At 44.3% G+C, this 22109-nt stretch carries 2 protein-coding genes; both read left to right on the top strand.

Annotated features, from left to right (window positions below):
• Positions 1 to 163: 163 nt before the first annotated feature.
• The gene (locus ACQSGY_RS10530; protein WP_427051855.1) at positions 164 to 12139 is read left to right on the top strand and encodes an amino acid adenylation domain-containing protein; all 11976 of its coding nucleotides are present in this window, start codon (positions 164 to 166) and stop codon (positions 12137 to 12139) included.
• 36 nt (positions 12140 to 12175) lie between these two features.
• Entirely contained in the window at positions 12176 to 21997 is a 9822-nt protein-coding gene (locus ACQSGY_RS10525; RefSeq protein ID WP_427051854.1) for an amino acid adenylation domain-containing protein, read from the top strand.
• Positions 21998 to 22109: the final 112 nt, after the last annotated feature.

The raw sequence follows: 22109 nt of genomic DNA, 5'->3' as shown, positions 1-22109 counted from the left end.
TGTCATGTGAATGTAAAACCAGACTCCCAATAAAGAACATTTTTTACCATATAGTAACAATAATCTTCTTGAAAAGCCATATATTTCTATGGTAAAATTTAGCAAGAAATATGTGTAACTAATTAAATAGGTCAGATAGAGATGATCAATTTGGAGGAGAGATATGTACACGAATCAATTTCAGACATTGATCGATGTCATCCGCGACAGAAGCAAAAGAACAGACCGGGGTATTCGCTTTATTGATTCTGACAAAATGGAAATTTTCATGTCGTATCATCAATTATTTCATGAAGCCAAAGGTTACTTGGGTTATTTGCAAGAAATCGGCATCAAACCCGGGCAGGAAATTATTTTTCAGATTCAGGAAAACAAACGTTTCTTAGTCGCATTCTGGGCATGTTTATTAGGGGGCATGATCCCTGTACCTGTAAGTGTGGGTGAAGACGAAGAACAAAATTTGAAAGTATGTCGTATCTGGGATTTGTTACATGATCCCTTTATGATTGCATCTGAAAAGGTGCTCGCTAAAATGAAAAAATTCGCTCTGGAACATGAACTGCCGGATTTTCACCGTCAGCTGGAGAAGAGAGCAGAAATAATACATGACAAGGAATACGAGTATGAGGCTGTTCAATATAACGAGCCCAAGCCGGAAGAACTGGCATTTATTCAATTTTCGTCCGGGTCAACCGGTGATCCGAAAGGGGTTATGCTTACTCACCGAAATTTGATATACAATGCATGTGCTGCAATCAATTGCGCGAAGATCAGTTCGAGCGACAGTTTCCTCTCCTGGATGCCCCTCACCCATGATATGGGTTTGATTGGATTCCACCTCGTTCCACTCGTGGCAGGTATTCATCAGTATCTGATCCCAACGGAATTATTTATTCGAAAACCGATTTTATGGATGAAAAAAGTAAATCAACATAAAGCCACCGTACTCTCCTCTCCTAACTTTGGTTATAAGTATTTTTTGAATTTCTTTCGCGAGGACAAGGCCGAGGGATGGGATCTGTCATGTGTCAGAATCATCTATAACGGGGCCGAGCCCATATTACCAGAGGTTTGTCATGAGTTTCTGAATGTATTATCAGCCTATCAGTTGAAGAAAACAGCAATGTTTACCGTATACGGATTAGCAGAAGCTTCAGTGGCCGTCTCCTTTCCTCAGGTAGAGCAACAATTCACTGCGGTATATGTCCACCGCGATCATCTGAACTTCGGTGAGCAAGTCATCGAAGTAGAGAAAAATGCCGAGCACGCGGCATCGTTTGTTGTCGTTGGTCAGGCTGTTGATTATTGTCATGTGCGAATATGTGATGAGGAAATGAACCCGGTTCCGGATTATGTTATCGGTAAAATACAAATTCGGGGAGATAACGTTACCCAAGGATACTACAATAATTCGATGGCAACCGAGAATCTGCTCACTCGCGATGGGTGGGTTAATACAGGGGATCTGGGTTTTACCATGAACGGTACACTTGTGGTCACTGGACGGGAGAAAGACATTATTTTCATCAATGGTAAAAATATATATCCTCATGACATCGAACGTGTAGCCACTCAATTGGATGAGATTGAGCTTGGCAGAATTGCCGCTTGTGGTGTATATGATTCGGTCAGTCAGAGTGAAGAAATTGTTGTGTTTGTCGTTTATAAAAAAAAGATCGAACACTTTCTGCCGCTGGTTAGAGACATTAAAAAACACCTCTATATCCATGGAGGCTGGAGTGTCAAGGAAGTACTTCCCATTAAAAAGCTGCCCAAAACAACAAGTGGAAAAATCCAGCGTTATCAGTTAGCAAAGCAATATGAAGCAGGAAAATTTTCAATAGAAGCTGCATTCATCCAGGAAGCTCTCGTGAATGACAAGGGAAGAGAAAAGGCTCCTGTTTCCGTTCAAGTGCTGGAGCGTGAATTGATATCCCTGTTTTCGGAAGTGCTGGTCGGGAAGAAGATTAAACTTGAGGATAGTTACTTCGATATGGGTGCAACCTCATTGCAGCTGGCCCAGATTGCTGAACGCATAGAAGAAAAATATGGGGAAGAGCTGGCCGTTACGGACCTCTTTGCCTATCCCTCGATAACCGCTTTAGCAAAATATTTGGCGGATGGCCGAATAGAAAACAAAAGAGTCGATGCCATACAGGAGCATCAGCCCGCATCCAATGATATAGCCATCATCGGTATGTCGATGAATTTTCCCGGAGCCTCCAATGCAAATGAGTTTTGGCGGGTACTGGAAGAGGGCAAGCACTGCATTCGGACTTATCCTGAACGTCGGGTAAAAGATGCAGCGGACTATGTGCAGTCCATTCGCAGTGAAATGCAAGAAACGCAATGGATCAAGGGCGGTTACCTGGATCAAATTGATGAATTTGATTATTCATTTTTTGGCTTAACCCCGAGAACTGCTCAATTTATGGACCCGAACCAACGAATGTTCCTGCAAACGGCATGGCATACGATTGAAGATGCGGGATATGCAGGCGCAGGAATCAATGGAAGTCATGTAGGTGTGTATGTGGGTTATTCCAAAGTCGGATATGATTACGAACGGCTTATTACAGCAAGTTATCCGTCAGAGATCAAAAATTATATCATTGGAAATTTACCATCTGTACTGGCGAGCAGAATTGCATACTTTTTAAATTTGAAAGGTCCGGCACTAACGATTGATACGGCTTGCTCCTCCTCGCTTGTTGCAGTTCATATGGCATGTAAGGGCTTGCTTGCAGGAGATTGTGAAATGGCGATTGCAGGCGGCATTCGAACCGCCTTGTTACCGATCAGTATCGGACTGGATATGGAATCTCCAGATGCGTTGACAAGAACGTTTAGTGAGGATGCCAACGGCACGGGATTTGGAGAAGGTGTTGGAGCGGTTATGCTGAAGCCATTGCAGCGAGCCAAGGAAGACGGCGACTATATCTATGGCGTAATTAAAGGAAGTGCGATTAATCAGGATGGCAAAACGGTGGGAATTACGGCACCTAACCCGGAGTCACAGACCAATGTCATTGAACAGGCATGGAAAGAAGCCGGTATCTCTCCGGATACACTTGACTTTATCGAAGCACATGGAACAGGGACCAAATTAGGTGATCCTGTTGAATTTAATGCGTTACGTAAAGCGTTTGAAAAACATACGGATCGCAAACAATTTTGCGCGATCGGCTCTGCCAAGACCAACATCGGACATAGTTTTGAAGCGGCGGGTATAGCCGGATTAATTAAATCGGTTCTCATGCTGCAGCATCGAATGATTCCGCCATTGGTTCACTTTGAAAGCCCTAATCCTGCTTTGAAATTTGAAGCTTCTCCTTTTTATGTGAATCAGGAGTTGATGGATCTGAATGAAGAGGATCGACCTTTACGGTGCGGTGTCAGTTCTTTTGGCTTCAGCGGTACCAACGCGCATGTGGTTCTCGAAGAATATGTTCCATCCAATACCGTACACAAAACTTCGGATCAAGAGCCTCATCTGTTTGTGTTATCTGCTGTGAATGAACGAGCACTGAACGACCTGGTCAGCATGTATCTTCAGTTTATCAGGGAGAACCGTGATGTTAGCATTCAACAGATCTGTTATACAGCAAGCAGGGGAAGAGCCAGTCTTGATTATCGGCTCGCGATCGTAATTACGAGCGTAGAGGAACTGTATGAACAATTGGAACAAATCGCTCAAGGAGAAAGCAAGCTGACAGATGTTTATTTTGGCTATGCCCAAAAGGACAGGACACTTGTTTTCGATCATCTCTATGCCCTGCCAAAGGCAGAATCATTACGTTCATTCGGAGAAATGTTTACACGAGGGGCAGTAATTGATTGGGAGAGATTCTATGATGGCGAAATCATCTCCAAAATCCCGTTACCGTTATATCCATTTGAGCAGAAGAGGTGTTGGATCGAAGTCAAACAACCGATACCTGCGGAGCATAGGGCAGAAAGGGATGAGGTTCAAATGCAGCAAAATACAAATGATGTGCAGTTGAAAATCAAGACAAGCATCAGCCGTGCATCCGGTCTGAAGCTGGAAGAGTTAGATGAACATGTCCATTTTCTGCAGATGGGGCTGGACTCCATCATTCTTGTGCAAATCCAGAAAGAAATATCAGACTCGTTTGGCTTGCATATTCCGATGGAGATGTTTTTTGAGACCCTTACGAACATCAACTCTTTAGTGCAATATGTATCAGAAAATATAAAGAATATGGATATATCTGCACACAGTGATGATATGCCAGAGCAGGAGCAATCTGAAAAACGACCTCTTGCATCCGTTCAGCATTCGAATCCGGTCAAACCATCAGCCAATTCGGAGCAAATTGTTCTGTCTGCCATTCAACTGATGGAATCCCAATTAAAAAGCCTGAATTTGCTTTTGGGTGAGCAAACTGCTGCTCAAGCGACGTCTTTGCAACTAAAACAGGATGAATATAACGAAGTTAATGAAGTTAAGGAACGTAGAGAAGTGCCACCAAAAGAGAATGAACACATTGAAAACGATAAAGCCCATGGAAAAAGTGAAGAAAATGGAACGGAAAAGGTCACATCTGATTCCGGCTCCGGGGAAATCAAGCCTTTTATACCGTACCAATCACTGAAAATTCAAGAAGAAAGTGAATTCTCAGCGCTGCAGAACCAGTATATTGAACAATTTATAGCAAAGTATGCTGCTAAAACGAAAGGTTCCAAGCTAAAAACAGACCAAACCCGTTACGTGCACGCCAACAATCGCAATGTCGCTGGATTCCGTTCTTATTGGAAGGAAATGGTATACCCTATTGTTGCGACACGCTCTGACGGGTCCAGAATATGGGATATTGATGGGAACGAATATCTGGATTTGACGATGGGGTTTGGTGTGAATCTGTTTGGTCATAATCCATCGTTTATCCAACATGTAATGGCCGACAGCATTCAAGGGCAGATGCCTCCATTAGGTCCAATGTCAGACTTGGCAGGAGATGTGGCAGAGAAAATTTCAGAGCTGACGGGTGTAGAGCGTGTCGCATTTTATAATTCAGGGACCGAGGCTGTCATGGTTGCGCTGCGTTTGGCTAGGGCGGCAACAGGGCGTTCCAAGGTTGTTTTATTTTCCGGCTCCTATCATGGCACACATGATGGGGTGCTAGGCGTAGCGAATCCCGGGAATGCATTATCTACTGCACTGCCCATGGCTCCTGGTATTGTGAACAGCTTTATGGATGATTTGATTATTCTGAATTATAACCATCCGCAATCACTCGAGATGATTCGCAGTATCGGGCATGAATTGGCTGCTGTGCTTGTTGAGCCGGTGCAGAGTCGGAGACCGGATGTTCAACCAACACAGTTTTTGCAAGAGCTAAGAGAGCTGACAACTCAATCGGGAACTGCGCTTATTTTTGATGAAGTCATTACTGGATTTAGAATCGGGTTGGGCGGAGCACAGGAATGGTTTGGCGTTCAGGCCGATCTGGTTACCTATGGAAAAGTGGTTGGCGGCGGGCTGCCCATTGGCATCGTTGCAGGTAAGGCTCGATTTATGAACGCTGTAGATGGAGGAACCTGGAGTTTCGGTGACTCATCTTACCCTTCAGACGCAGATAAGAAAACCTTTGTTGGCGGAACGTTCTGCACACATCCTCTTACCATGCGGGTGACGTTAAGGGTGTTGCAGCATCTTCAAGCGGAAGCAGGAACCTTATATCAGGAATTAAATGAAAAAACAGCTGTTCTTGTAAACGAATTAAATGAGTTTTTTAAAACATCCAATGTACCTATGCAGATGGTGAACTTCGGATCACTATTCCGATTTATTTCCTTTGGGGATATGGAATTGTTTTTCTACCATTTAATCTATAAAGGTTTATATATTTGGGAAGGTCGCAACTGTTTTATATCGGCTGCCCATTCCATAGAGGACATGAATACAATCATCCGGATTGTGAAAGAGACAATCTGTGAGCTGCAGGCGTTGGGCTTTATTCCTGGTGCTTCGCCTGTTATGGAAGTTCCGCTGTCTTTGGAGCAAAAACAATTATTACTAACTACACTTCACGGTGAAGATGCAAATGCGGCATTAAATCAGAGTGTTATTTTAAAAATGAATGGCCATATGAACCCGTCCGCCCTGGAACAGGCTGTGAATCAGATGGTAGAGCGTCATGAAGCTCTGCGAACCGTCATTCATGCAGATCGTGAAACACAGGAGATTAAACGGGTCATGGAATTTCAGTGCACTTGGCTGGATTTCTCCATGTATGTAGGCGAGAAGCAGGAACAGGAAATTTCCCAATGGTTATCTGCCAATGCGAGTGAAGCATTCAACCTGCAATCAGAGGAGCCTTTGTTTAGAATTATTTTGCTTAAACAGGCAGCGAATCAATATGTTATGGTGCTGACCTTTCATCATATCATTGCCGACGGCTGGTCGGTGGCTCTATTCATTCAGGAGCTGGAACAGATCTATTCTGCTCTAGTTCGCGAGGTTCCGGTTCAATTGCCTGAAGCCACTCCATTCCGGGAATATTTGACCTGGCAGCGGCTTGAACATGCAAAGGGAGCGTTTGCCGAAGGAATTCAGTTCTGGAAAGATCAATTTTCCTTGTCGTTTCCGAGCCTCACTTTGCCAACGATGCAGTCCGATGACATGCAAAAGGGATATTCAGGTGAACGATATTCCATCAAGCTGGATCAGCAATTGACAGCATCCTTGCGTGCCTTAAGTATAAGGAACAAAAACAGTTTGTTTGTAACGATGTTTGCAGCATTCCATTTATATTTGCATCAACTCACAGGTCAATCCCGGCTTGTCATTGGAGTGCCTGTAGCGGGTCAGTCCCATATGGGCAAAAATGAGCTGATGGGCAACTGTGTCAATATTTTACCTGTGCATTACGCCGTGTTGACGGAGCAGTGTGTTTCAGAGAATATAGTTCAGCTCAAGGAGACGCTTGCTCTTGTCATGAAACATCAGCATGTGCCATTAACGATCGTATCCGAGCAGCTTGCACCTATGCATGCACCGGAGACCCGCATTTTATTTAATATGGACAGAACGATTCATTATCTCCAATTCGAAAAGTTGGAGACAGAGTTCATGTCGTATCCGATCAAACATATTTCATATGATTTATTTCTCAATATTACGGATGTTAACCATGAATTGTACCTTGATTTTGATTACAATACCGATCTGATCGGGCATGAGATGATGACGTTGTGGTCCGAAGGATTCAAGGCATTGCTGCAAAATATGGTGAGCCATCCTGAAGCAGAAATTTCGTCGTTGACTTTATTTTCAGAGCAACAACAGATGCGATTGCATGAAATGTACAGCCAGTATCAAACAGAGCGTGCTGCTGCCGTTAGGCGTACGGCCGAGTTTGTGCATCCGGCTAATGATATTGAGCGAGAGCTGGCGCGGATCTGGAAGGACGTATTGTCCGTGGAGCAGGTGGGCAGGAATGATCACTTCTTTGATCTCGGGGGAAACTCGCTCCAGGCAACGATCATGCTTTCCAAGGTGCATCAGCAGTTTCAACAATATATTTCCATCGTTCAATTATTCGGAAATAAACACCTGAAGGAGCTTGCCAGTCTGATTACAGGCGAGAACGTCAGCGCCGTCATTCCGATTAAACCTGTGGACATCAAGGAGTTTTACGAGACTTCTTCTGCACAACAACGAATCTATTTTCTGGATCAATTGGAGCCGAACAGTGTGTTCCAGAATATGTGCGGTCATCTCACAGTCAGAGGACGTATCGATGAAGCTGGTTTGATTGATGCATTAGAAAAGATTGTGCAGCGTCACGAAGCTTTTCGTACAAGTTTTCATCTGATCGATGGAGAGCTTTACCAAACGATTGCCCCGTCTATTGATTTTCAGGTGAAACGATTGGAGCTAAGCCATGATTCATTTGAACAGCATGTCAAGGCGTTTAGCAGACCATTTGATTGCTCAAAAGCTCCATTAATACGTGCCGAATTCATTCGTGTAGACGCGGATCACGCCGAGATTCTCATTGAAATGCATCATATTATATCGGACGGTTATTCCGTTGGTATTCTGGCGAATGAACTTATCGATGCATATGACGGGCGAAGCGTGCCGGAAATCAAGGTGGACTACAAAGACTTTGCCGCTTGGCAGAAAGACTACGTGTCGGGTGAGGGCTATAAACAGCAGGAGAAATACTGGCTGGATCAATTCAGCGGGGAGATACCGATACTGAATCTGCCTACGGATTATGCTCGAAAACCACACTTGACTTCGGCTGGATCAAGACTGTCATTTGTTCTGGATCAGCATTTGAAGCAATCCCTGGAGAGGCTTGCCAAACAGACAGGCACGACACTGTTTATGGTGTTGCTGGCCGCGTATAACGTGCTGCTTCACCGATATACGGCACAAGAGGACATTATCGTAGGAACGCCAACATCCGGCAGAAATCATCCGGATGTCGAGCATATGATCGGTGTCTTTATTCAAACGGTAGCCATTCGATCACAGCCTGCCGGGAATAAGCCGTTTCGATCCTATCTCGAAGAGATTAAACATCAATCCCTTGATGCTTTGGCTAATCAGGACTATCTGTTTGACAATCTTGTAGAGAAATTAAATGCACAGCGTGAGACGACAGGAATGGCACTCTTTAATACGATGTATATTTTCCATAATACAGCGTTCAACCAAAGGCAGGAAAAGGACTGCAGCTTCAAAGTGAGAGAAATCAACGTCGGTGTATCATTGTATGATCTGATGTTTATCGTTGAAGATGATAACGAATGTCTGGAGATGCACTTGAATTACAAGACGGAACTATTTGCACAGAGCACCATCGAGCGAATGAAAACACATCTGCTCCATATTCTCAGAGACATTGTAATCCAACCGGAAGTCACATTGTCCGATATTCGGATGTTATCTGAACAGGAGCAGAACGTTCTTTTACATGATTTTAATGCTAGCTCAATCGACTATTCCCGCGATCAGACTATTCAGGAGCGTTTCGAGGCACAGGTAGAACGGACACCTGACCAATTGGCCGTTGGTTATGGGGATCAGCGATTAACGTATCATCGATTAAATGAACGGGCGAATCAGCTGGCGCATACGCTAAGAGCTGAAGGTGTGTATGCGGATCAGCTTGTAGGCATTATGACAGATCGCTCCATTGACATGATCGTTGGCATTTTTGGCATTTTAAAAGCAGGCGGGGCGTATGTGCCGCTTGATCCGGATTCTCCTGAAGAGCGTATTCAGCATATTTTGCGTGATTCAGGAGCAACGTTGGTAGTCACACAAAAACACCTTAAACATAAGGTGTGCTTCGATGGCAAGATAATGGACTTAAACGATGAAAAAACGTATGCGGCCAATCTCTCTAACTTGAGACCGGAAGAGGCTTCCATGGGTTCTATGCAGCTTGCTTATGTCATCTATACTTCCGGTACAACGGGCACGCCTAAAGGTGTGATGATTGAACACGCTCAGGTTCAACATCTGGTTACATCACTGTATACCCAGGTCATTGATGATTCGCATAACGGTTTACATGTTGCTTTACTGGCACCCTACTATTTCGATGCATCGGTCAAGCAGATTTTCGGGGCGTTATTATCCGGACATGCCTTGTTTGTTGTGGATCAGGAGACGGTAGGGGATGGACAAGAACTAATGAACTATTACAAAAGGAATCAAATTGATTTGACCGACGGTACACCTGCACATCTAAAACTGCTTTCCAGGGCAAAAGACGTTCAAGGGATATCGTTAAAATATATGCTTATTGGCGGAGAAGCTCTTTCTCGGCAAAGTGCCGTTGAATTCACCGCTTTGTTCTCTCTTCACCACATGTCGCCACCAACGATAGTTAATGTATATGGTCCGACCGAGTGTTGTGTCGATGCTGCGACCTACCGTATCGTTCAGGAGGAGCTAGACATAGAAAACGGACGAGATGTTCTGCCGATTGGTCGAACCTTAGGAAATAACCGCCTGTATGTATTGAACAAATATGAACAAGTTCAGCCTGTGGGTGTTGCAGGGGAGTTATGTATTTCCGGCGACGGGGTAGGCAGAGGATATTTGAACCTGCCTGAGCTGACAGCCGAGAAATTCGTGCGTGATCCCTTTGTTCAAGGCGTGACCATGTATAAGACAGGGGATATGGCGAGATGGCTGCCGGATGGCAATATCGAGTACTTGGGACGTATGGATCATCAGATCAAGATTCGCGGCTATCGGATCGAGGTGGGAGAAGTTGAAGCGGCATTGTTACATGTGCCGGGTGTGAAAGAAGTGATCGTTATTGCTCATGAGCATGAAAACGGAGATAAATCCCTATGCGCTTACTTTACGTCGGATATCACACAGACCGTTGGAGAGTTGAAACAAATGCTTTCCACCAGGCTGCCCGATTATATGGTTCCAGCCTACTTTATTCAGCTCGATCATATGCCTTTGACATCCAACGGGAAAATTAACCGTCGTTCACTTCCGTTACCGCAACAAAACATACAGACGGGAAATGAATATATCGAAGCCCGAACATCTTTGGAGAAAACGCTGCTGCCCATTTGGCAAGATGTACTTGGCGTAAACAAAATCAGTGTTAAAGACAGTTTCTTTGATATTGGAGGCAACTCCTTACGTGCAACAAAGCTGGCGTATAAAATCAATCAAAGCCTGAATATTCGTGTGTCCGTAAGAAATGTCTTCGAATGGCAGACGATGGAACAGATGGCTCAATTCATTGATCAGATGGAGAAGCAGGTTAACCTGTCCATCCCTCAAGCGCAGGAAAAGGAATATTATGCTATTTCTTCTGCGCAAATGAGAATGTACATTATGAGCATTAAAGCCGGTGAGGAACTCACATACAACATGTCTGGCATGTTTATGATGGAGGGTGCTCTGGATCGGACACGATTGGAAGAAGCATTCCAGCAGCTGGTAGCTCGTCATGAATCTCTGCGGACTGCCTTCAAAGTCATTCAAGGGGAACCCAAGCAAATCATATATCCTGAAGTGAAGTTTGCCATTGAATCCATTCGGGCAACGGAAGAAGAGATGCAAGACCAGATACAACAGTTTGTTCGTACCTTTGATCTGGGACAAGCGCCGCTGATGCGAGCTGGGCTGGTTGAACTTCGACAGGATTGCCATGTATTGCTGGTCGATCTGCACCATATCATCGCAGACGGACTATCTGTGCAGATGTTAATGACCGAACTTGGCCAGTTATATCGCGGAGACAAGCTTTCTCCTCTTCGAATTCAATACAAGGATTATGCCGAGTGGCAGCAATTCCAACTTCAAAGTGACTGGATGAAAAAGCAGGAGCAGTATTGGCTCGGGGTTTTCAGTGAGCAGATGCCGCTGCTGGAATTGCCGACAGATTATGAAAGACCTGAAACGCTGAGTTATGCGGGAGACCTGTTGGAAATTGCTGTTGAGGATGACATCGTTGCAGGCTTGAGAAAATTGGAGGCACTGACAGGAACAACATTATATATGATTCTGCTCGCTGCTTATACCATTCTGTTGTCTAAATATAGCGGACAAGAGGACATCGTTGTGGGGTTGCCGATTGCGGGAAGGACACAAGCGGAGCTGGAGCCGGTCATGGGCATGTTCGTGAACACACTGGCTGTTCGAAATCAGCCTTCGGCGGATAAAACATTTGAAGCGTATCTGCTGGAAGTTAAAGAACATATGCTGAACGCCTATGAGAATCAGGACTATCCGTTTGAGGAATTGATCAAGAAAATGGAGCTAACGAAGGACGCGCGAAGAAACCCGTTGTTTGACACTATGCTTGTCTTGCAAAATACAGGTCCGTCAGAGATGCACATGGATGGCCTTACCTGTGTACCTTGCGCTCCAAACAATCATGTATCCAAGTTTGATTTAACGCTGTATGTTACTGAATCGGATCACCATCTCGATGCCGCTTTTGAGTACAGTGCGGTCTTGTTTGAGAGAACAACAGTTGAAAGCATGTCACAGAACCTGTTGCTAATTTTGACAACGATATGCCGCGAGCCTCATATAGAAATCAATCAAATCAAATTGGCTGAGGAAAACCAGAATAAGGAGCTGCTCACTGATCTGATTGAAATGGATTTTTTCTAAATGAACCTAAAATACAAATAGTGATCGGGGTGCCGTATGTCTATTTTCAAAGAACAGGAATTGTATTGGGCAAGCCGATTTGAAGATGATGATGTTCTTGTTCATCTGCCTTATTGCAAGATTGATTCCAGACATGCAGACGAAAGACACCATCTGGATTATATTTATAAGCCAATGTCAGCCGAAGTATGCAAACAGATCAAGTCCATTTCCAGAAATGTGCCAATGGCAATCTACACGATATTATTAACCGGAGTTCAATGTCTGTTATACAAATACACCAATGAAACCAAAATGATTATGGGCATGAGAGCGATCGAAGAGAAGAAGAGTGATCTCTCGCTCTCAAACAAGGTTCTGCTCCTGAAAAATCATATGGATTCTACGATGTCCTTTAAATCTGCATTTAATCAAATGAAGGTCAGTTTAAGTGAAGCCGTCCAGCATCAACAAATTCCTTTCAGAAAAATGGTTGAACGTTTAAATATTCAGTACGATACGAACCACGTACCTATGATCCATACGTTGGTTTCATTGGGGAAAGCACATAATCTCCCTGCAGCTAACGTTAGAGCAGCGACCATGTTCCACTTTGATCTGGAACATGAGGCTGTTTGTTTGAAATTAGTCTATGATGCAGAGCGTTATGATCGAGATTATATGATCCAGGCTGCAGAACATCTTGATCAATTATTGGCCATCATGCTGAACCGGCCCGATCTGGAGTTAAGTCAAGTCGAAATGTTGTCAGCGTCTCAACGAAACAAGCTGTTATTTGATTTTAACGATACAAGGGTGGACTATCCGCAACATAAATCAATGCATCAATTATTTGAAGAACAGGTAGAGCGGACGCCGGATCATCCCGCCGTGATATTTGAGAATAGGTCGTTGACATACAGAGAATTAAATCAACAATCTAATAAGCTAGCCCGGACTCTTCAAGATAAAGGGGTGCAGACGGGGCAATTCGTTGGAATTATGGCGGAGCGCTCGCTGGAGATGATTGTAGGATTATTCGGTATTCTGAAAGCCGGGGGAGCTTATGTTCCCATCGATCCAGAATATCCGGCAGATCGTATTCAGTATATCCTTGAGGATTCAAATGTGGCCTGGTTGCTGCATCACGGTCATATACAGAAGCCTGGAAAATATGCAGGAACGTCTGTCCTTCTCGATGCTGAGGCCCATTGCAATAACAGTCATTTGAATATAGAGCACCCCGTCCGTGCGGATGATCTGGCTTATATGATCTATACTTCAGGAACAACAGGCAACCCCAAAGGTGTCATGATTGAACACGCCAGCATTGTGAATTCCTTGCAATGGAAATCGGATTTTTATCGTTTTAGCGGAGAAGACCGGGTATTAATGCTGAATCCCTTTGTGTTTGATTCATTCATTACTCATTTTTTTGGCCCGATCATCTCAGGATCGACCGTGTATTTGTTAAACCGTCAACAGTGTAAAGATGCGGTGGCGATCAATTCAATAATCAAAAATCAGGAAATTACGCACATTCAAAGTCCGCCCAGCTTCTTGATGACCCTCTTGGAACAAGCACAAGCAGAGGATTGGGCTTCGATCAAAAATGTGGTTGCTGCGGGAGAGAAGATTGTGCCTTCGTTAATACAACGATTGAACCGCATCAATCCACGAATCGAAGTGTGCAACGAGTACGGTCCGACTGAAAACAGTGTGGTATCCACCATTCTTTCGATTAACTCCACGGAGCAACATATCTCTATTGGTAAGCCAATTGCGAACAATCGAGTCTACATTTTAGGTGAACATCATGAACTGCAACCTGTTGGCGTACAGGGTGAATTATGTGTAGCGGGGCCAGGGCTCGCCAGAGGATATTTGAATCGTCCTGATCTGACGGCAGAAAGGTTCGTCGATGATCCATTTGTGCCGGGAGCGAGAATGTACAAGACGGGTGACTTTGCAAGATGGCTGCCTGATGGAAATGTTGAATACATCGGAAGAATGGACCATCAAGAGAAAATTCGTGGATATCGGATTGAACTTGGTGAAGTGGAGGCTGCCCTTTTAAATATAACCGGGATTCAAGAGGCGGTCGTAATCGCCACAGAGGACGAAACGGGAACAAAGCAATTATGTGCATATGTTGTAGGAGGGGACGCAATAACTGTTGCAGAGCTGCGGGAAGGGCTGTCCCGTCAACTGCCAAATTACATGATCCCGTCCTATTTTGTACAACTGGATCAGATGCCGCTGACGTCCAATGGAAAGATGGATCGTAAGGCACTGCCTTCACCCAAAGAACATATGCTGAAGGGCATGGAGTATGAAGCGCCGCGGACCATTTTGGAACAACAGCTGGCATCGATCTGGGAAGCTGTACTGGGGGTGCAGAATGTTGGACTCCTGGATAATTTCTTTGAGCTGGGCGGGGATTCAATTAAATCCATTCAGGTTTCCTCGAGGTTATACCAGGCAGGTTATCAGGTACAGATGGATCATTTGTTTAAGAACCCGACCATTGCAAGCCTGATTCCCTATGTTCAGCCTGTAAGCACGATGTCAGAGCAGGGAACCGTTACAGGCAAAGTGCTGTTGACTCCGATCCAGCATTGGTTTTTTGATCAATACCAGGTGGACCTCCATCACTATAATCAGTCTATTATGCTGCATCGGCCGGAAGGTTTTCAAGAGACCATACTTTGCCATGTGTTCGATAAAATGGTTGAGCATCATGATGCGCTTCGCATGGTGTATCATCGTACGGAACAAGGTTATGAGGCGTGGAATCAAGGGCTGGAATCACAAAAATCATTCTATACATTGGAAGTGATGGACTTCAAGTCGTCAGCAGATCCGTCTTTTCAAATCGCGAAGAAAGCAAATGAACTTCAGCGCAGTTTAAGCTTGGAGCAGGGCCCTTTGATGAGGCTGTGTGTGTTTCAATGCGCAGATGGCGATCATCTGTTAATTGTCATTCATCATATGGTGATCGACGGGGTTTCATGGCGAATTTTGATAGAAGACCTGTCGAAGAGTTATGAGCAATTCAGTCATGGAAAAGAAATTCAACTGCCCCAGAAAACGGCTTCGTTTCAATTATGGGCAGAGCAGCTCCAGTTGTATGCGGACAGTGACGTCATAAAACAGGAATTGCACTACTGGAGTGAAATGGAACAAGCCTGCTTTAAGCCATTGCCGACGGATTTCAAAACGAATGATGCACTGGAAAAAGACAGCGAAGAACTAACAATGGAATGGACGGTAAAGGAAACACAGCAATTATTGAAACATGCCAACCGTGCTTATAACACGGAGATTAATGATCTGCTGCTTAGCGCATTAGGCATGTCGATTTGTCAATGGACAGGCATGGAAGAGGTTCTTGTCAATCTGGAGGCACATGGCAGAGAAGACATTATGCCGAATCTTGATCTTACACGAACGGTTGGATGGTTTACGAGTCAATACCCGGTTGTGCTTGACATGAAAGGGATATCCCATTTATCTCAGGTTATCAAGACAAACAAAGAAATCCTTCGCAGTATCCCGAAAAAAGGGATTGGATATGGGGTGTTAAGATATATAAGCACACATGGCAAAGAGGCGCCGCTGACGCTGAATCCTGAAATTAGTTTTAATTATTTGGGACAATTTGATCAGGACCTCCAGCATAGCGGAATGCAAATCTCTCCTTATTCAGGCGGAGCAGAATCGAGCGGGGATCACCGAAGAAATGTGCTTATTGATGTCAATGCAATGATTGTGGAAGGGAGGTTGTCATTGTCATGGAAGTATAGCCGCACTCAATTTCGAAAAGAAACGATGGAGCGAGTGTCGGTTTATTTCAAAAATCATGTGAATGAATTAATGAAGCATTGCATGATCAAAGAGAAGCCGGAATTAACACCAAGTGACCTGTCCATAAAAGGCATGACCATCGAAGAGTTGGAAGGGCTGGTTCGCGAAGCTGAACCTATTGGTGAAATTGAAGATATATATGCGCTGTCGCCAATGCAAAATGGCATGCTCTTCCATAATATGCTTCATTCAGGTTCTGAAGCTTATGTGCTTCAAACGACGCTGGATCTTCATGGATTGTTGGATGTGGACGCTTTTGCGAGAAGTCTGGATCAACTGATCAAACGGAATGCGATTCTCAGAACGAATTTTCACAGCCGATGGAAACACGGCCCCCTGCAGATCGTTTATCGTCATAAGCCAAACGGGCTTTACTATGAAGATTTGCGTGATATGAAGGAAGAGGATCGTTATGGCTACGTGGCGGCGTATACAACGAAAGATAAAACGAAAGGCTTTGATTTATCCAAGGATGTATTGATGCGGATATCGATTTTGCAGACGCATGATCGAACCTATCGTTTTATTTGGAATTATCATCATATTTTGATGGATGGCTGGTGTCTTTCTCTGGTGATCCAGGAGCTGTTCGACGGTTATTTTGCCATTCTGGAACAACGAAAACGGGAGCAACAAGCCGTTACGCCTTACAAACATTATATCGAATGGCTGGATAAACAGGATCATGAAGCATCCCTGAAATACTGGAGTCATTATTTGCAGGGTTATGAGGAGCAAACTTCTTTGCCGAAAGAGCATGCCATTCCGAAAAGCAACGAATATCATTCCGAGAATCTGATCTGCACACTGAGTCAGGAACTAACCGAACGTATTACACAAGTTGCAAGCCAGAATCAGGTAACACTGAACACATTCATGCAGACTGCCTGGGGAATGCTGTTGCAGAAATACAACAGCAGCCAGGATGTTGTGTTCGGGAGTGTGGTATCAGGCAGACCTGCCGCGATTGCTGGGGTTGAACGCATGATCGGCCTGTTTATCAACACCATCCCTGTTCGGATTCAATCGCAAGGAAACGAGACATTTGCTTCGATCATGAAGCGGAATCAGGAGCAAGCTGTCGCTTCGCACCTGCATGAAACTTTTCCGTTATATGAGATTCAAGCGGAGACCAAACAAAAGCAAAACTTAATCGATCACATTCTTATATTTGAGAATTATCCTGTACAAGGCATTACAGAACAGTTCGGGGACCAAGAGGAGACATCTCTTCGAATTACAAATGTAGAAGCAGATGAACAAACCAATTACGATTTTAACCTGATTATCAAACCAGGCCAAGCGCTGAAATGCATGTTCTATTACAATGCCAATGTTTTTGATCGGGCAGGTATAGAACGGATTCACGGTCACTTGATTCAACTGTTGCAGCAGGTGGTCAACAACCCTCATGTTCCGGTCAATGATATAGACCTGATGACAGCACAGGAGAAAGCGCAAATTCTGGTATCGTTCAATGACACGAAGGCTGAATATCCAATAGACAAAACAATTCATGGACTGTTTGAGGAGCAGGTGGAACGAACTCCTGAACAGGTAGCTGTTGTATTTGAAGGTCAGGAGCTGACCTATCAGACACTGAACAGAAAAGCCAATCAATTGGCAAGAACATTGCATGCCAAAGGAGTTCAACAGGATCAGTTAGTCGGAATTATCGCTGATCGATCGTTAGATATGGTGGTGGGAATTGTTGCGATTTTGAAGGCGGGGGGTGCATATGTACCAATTGACCCTGAATATCCTGAGGATCGTGTAAACTATATGCTTGCGGATTCGGGTATACATGTATTGCTGCTGCAAAGCCATCTGCAAGAACGCATTTCTTTTGCAGGAGAAATTATCTGCCTCGATGATCTGCACGCGTATCATAAAGAGGATTCCAACCTTGGAGTGACTGTGAGCCCGACAGGGCTGGCCTACGTCATTTATACCTCGGGAACGACAGGCAAACCCAAGGGCACATGCATTGAACATAAAAACGTGGTTCGATTACTGTTCAACAGCCAGAACAGGTTTGATTTTAAACCATCGGATACATGGACGCTGTTCCATTCCTTCTGTTTTGATTTTTCGGTATGGGAAATGTACGGTGCATTGCTCTATGGCGGTAAACTGGTCATTGTTCCACAGATGACAGCCAGAAGCCCGCAGCAATTTCTGCAATTGTTAAGAGATGAGCAGGTCACCATATTGAATCAAACGCCAACGTATTTCTACCATCTCCTTCAGGAGGAGTTGGCAAGTCGCGAACAAAGTCTGCATTTAAGGAAAGTGATATTTGGAGGGGAAGCTCTCAATCCGGCGTTATTAAAAAACTGGAGGGAGAAATATCCATTCATTCAGTTGATCAATATGTATGGCATAACGGAAACTACCGTTCATGTGACTTATAAGGAAATCACTGAAACTGAAATCGAGGCAGGAAAAAGCAATATTGGCAAACCGATCCCGACACTGCAAACCTATATTTTGAACACACAGCAACAGCTGCAACCGATTGGTGTTCAAGGAGAGTTGTATGTCGCAGGAGAGGGGCTGGCCAGAGGTTATCTGAATCGACCTGAGTTGACGGCAGAAAAATTCGTAGGACATGCCTGGATCACGGAAGGAAAGCTGTACCGAACCGGAGATGCAGCAAGATGGCTGCCGGATGGAAATATTGAATATTTGGGACGGATCGATCATCAGGTGAAAATTCGGGGTTATCGCATTGAACTGGGAGAAGTGGAAACAGCTATTTTAAAAATGGATATGATCCAGGAAGCGGTTGTAATCGCCCATGAAAATGAGGATGGATCAAAGCAACTATGCGCTTATTGGAAAGGAAGCAGCGCATTGACAGCCAGGGAAATCAGAGCGGCATTAGCTCACGAAATCCCGGATTACATGATCCCGTCGTATTTTGTTCAATTAGAGCACATTCCGTTAACCTCCAATGGCAAGATTGACCGGAAGGCATTGCCTTCTCCACAAGAACGTGTAGATCAGGAAGCCGAATATGCGGCAGCACAAAGCCCGGTGGAGCAAGCGATCATCTCTGCCTGGGAAGCTGTGCTCGGAGTTCAGAGAATCAACAGGTCGGATCATTTCTTTGAGCTTGGCGGAGATTCCATCAAATGTATTCAAGTGGCATCTCGTCTGCTTCAATCGGGTTATAAAGTGGAAATGAAACACTTCTTCACCTATCCAACCGTAGCGGAACTAAGTGAACATGCGACATCCGTGAGCACTCATTATGATCAAGGGGAAGTTACAGGAGAAGTCATGCTGACACCTGTTCAGCGCTGGTTCTTTGATCAGAACATGGTGGACGCGCATTATTACAATCAGGAAATGATGTTTTTCCGCAAAGACCGGTTTGATATCGGATTTATTCACAGCATCATGAACAACATCGTCAAACAGCATGATGCCCTTCGCATCGTTTACCGTCAATCGCAGGAAGGCGGATACTCAGCATGGAACCGTGGAGCTGAAGAAGAAGGATTATACAGTCTGGACATTTTCGACCTGAAGAGCAGCGTCGATCCTGCAACCTTGGTCGAAATTAAAGCAAAAGAAATCCAGAGCAGCTTGGACCTGCATCATGGTCCTTTGATTAAACTTGGCTTGTTTCAATGTGCTGATGGTGATCATCTGCTCATGGCCATTCATCATATGGTGATTGATGGTGTATCGTGGCGTATTTTATATGAAGATATTCAAACAGGGCTTGAACAGTTCCTGAGGGGGGAGCAGATCCATCTTCCTCAGAAAACGACGTCGTTTAAACAGTGGGCAGAAGAATTATCAGCCTTTGCCGATCAGCCGGTGATGAAGCAAGAGTATTCCTACTGGCAGTCTGTGGAACAGGCTGAGCTAGCTCCGCTGCCTAAGGATATGGATTGTAGGCAGACGATCGGAAAAGACAGCGAGACGATTACCATACATTGGACAGCCGAGGAAACGGAGCAGTTATTAAAGCAGACTCATCATGCGTACAATACGGAGATTAATGATATATTGCTAACCGCTCTCGGAATGGCCGTTCATGATTGGACAGGTAAGGATAAAATGCTCGTAAACCTGGAAGGACACGGTAGAGAAAACATCCTTCCAGAGCTGGATATCACACGTACAGTGGGATGGTTTACGAGTATGTATCCGGTTATGATTAACATGGAAGCCGGGGCAAGCATATCCAGGAGAATCAAATCCGTCAAGGAAGGACTGCGTCAGATCCCGAGTAAAGGGATTGGTTATGGAATATTGAGGTACTTGTCACAGCAAGATGAGGGAGATAAATTAGTGAAAAATCCCGAAATCAGTTTTAATTATATGGGGCAAGTGAATCAGGATTCGAAGCAGGATGGTATTCAATTTTCAACGTATTCCGGCGGACCTTCTGTCAGTGAAAACAACAAGAGGCCGTTTGTGTTAAATATTAATGGTATCGTCATAGAGGGAAGGCTCTCCCTGTCCATCAGTTATAGTCAGAAACAATATCAGCGGGAAACGATGGAACAACTGGCTTGTTATTATAAGGATAACCTTCGTAAAATAATGGAGCATTGCATAACTAAAGAACAACCTGAACTTACGCCAAGTGATCTTTCACTTAAGGCATTAACGATGGATCAATGGGATCAAATGGTGGAATATACCCGGAATATCGGTCAGATCAAGAATGTGTACCCACTGACCCCTTTACAGAAGGAAATGCTGTACGAAAGTGAACGGAATCCCGTTTCGGGTGCGTACTTTGTACAAATCTTGTTTGATATGCGCGGAGAATTGCACGTGGACTCTTTTGCACGCAGCCTGAATCAAATCATGCAAAGACATGCGATATTAAGAACTAATTTTTACAATGGATTGCTGCACATTCCTCTGCAAATTGTGTATAAGGAGAAGGAATTTGAATTTAAAGTTGAGGATATAACAGACAAAAGTGAATTGCAGCGTCAAACGTATGTAGATCAATATATCGAGCAGGATCAGATCAGAGGATTTGACTTGCAGAAAGATTCGTTAATGCGGATGTCTGTGATCCGAACAGCCCGGGAGCAATATCGTGTCATCTGGAGTTTTCATCATATTTTGATGGATGGCTGGTGTATGTCGCTTATAAGTAAAGAGATTTTTGAAAATTATTTTGCGATTCGGGAAAATCGAAAACCTGAAATGACTCTATTGACGCCATACAGTCATTTCATTGAATGGTTGGAGCAGCAAAACAATGAAGCAGCAATAACCTACTGGAGTCGTTATCTGGAAGGGTATGAGGGACAAACGAGATTGCCTGGGGAAAAAACCAAAACGCAGCATGAAAGACAGGATTCCAGGACGTTGAATTATCATCTGCATGAGGCACTGGTTCAGCAAATGAAACAGATTGCAGAGCAGCAGCAGGTGACCCTGCATACGTTTGTGCAAACCGTGTGGGGTGTATTGCTGCAGCAATACAATCAAAGCAAAGATGTTGTATTTGGCAGTGTTGTATCGGGCAGACCGCCAGTCATCCCGGGGATTGAAAGCATGATCGGATTATTTATTAATGCCATTCCTGTTCGTATCCGCGCTGAGGGTGATGAATCCTTTACAACGCTGCTAAGAAGAACCCAAGCACAAGCGGTGGATTCACACGCATATGATACGTACTCGTTGTATGATATTCAAAATTTGACCAAGCAAAAACAGGCTTTGATTAACCATGTGGTCGTGTATCAGAATTTTCCGGTTCAGGATCGGCTGCAGGATTTGGGCCGAAAAGGTGAAAATCCGCTTGAAATTACGAATGTCGGGGGAACAGAACACAATAGTTTTGATTTTACTTTAATTGTTATACCCCATGAGCAAATGAAAATCATGTTAAAGTACAATGCCAAGGTGTATGATATCACCACGGTTGAACAGATTCAAAAACATTTTATTGCTATAATTAAACAAGTGGTAATGAACCCGGAAGTGCACATCAACGAACTTGATTTGATGACATCACAGCGTTTGTAAAGCACGTCGTCTACCCAGACAGCCCTGGCTCTAATAAACCAGTGGCTGTTTGTTTTTTTTCTTGAAGGGTGATTTTGTGAATCGGGTTTAAACAAAGGCTTCCTTCAAACCG

It is taken from the genome of Paenibacillus sp. TC-CSREp1 (genome assembly GCF_050171015.1).
GTDB lineage: Bacteria > Bacillota > Bacilli > Paenibacillales > Paenibacillaceae > Paenibacillus > Paenibacillus silvae.
Note: the sequence above shows the minus strand (reverse complement) of the source record. Positions and strands in the feature narration are given on the sequence as shown.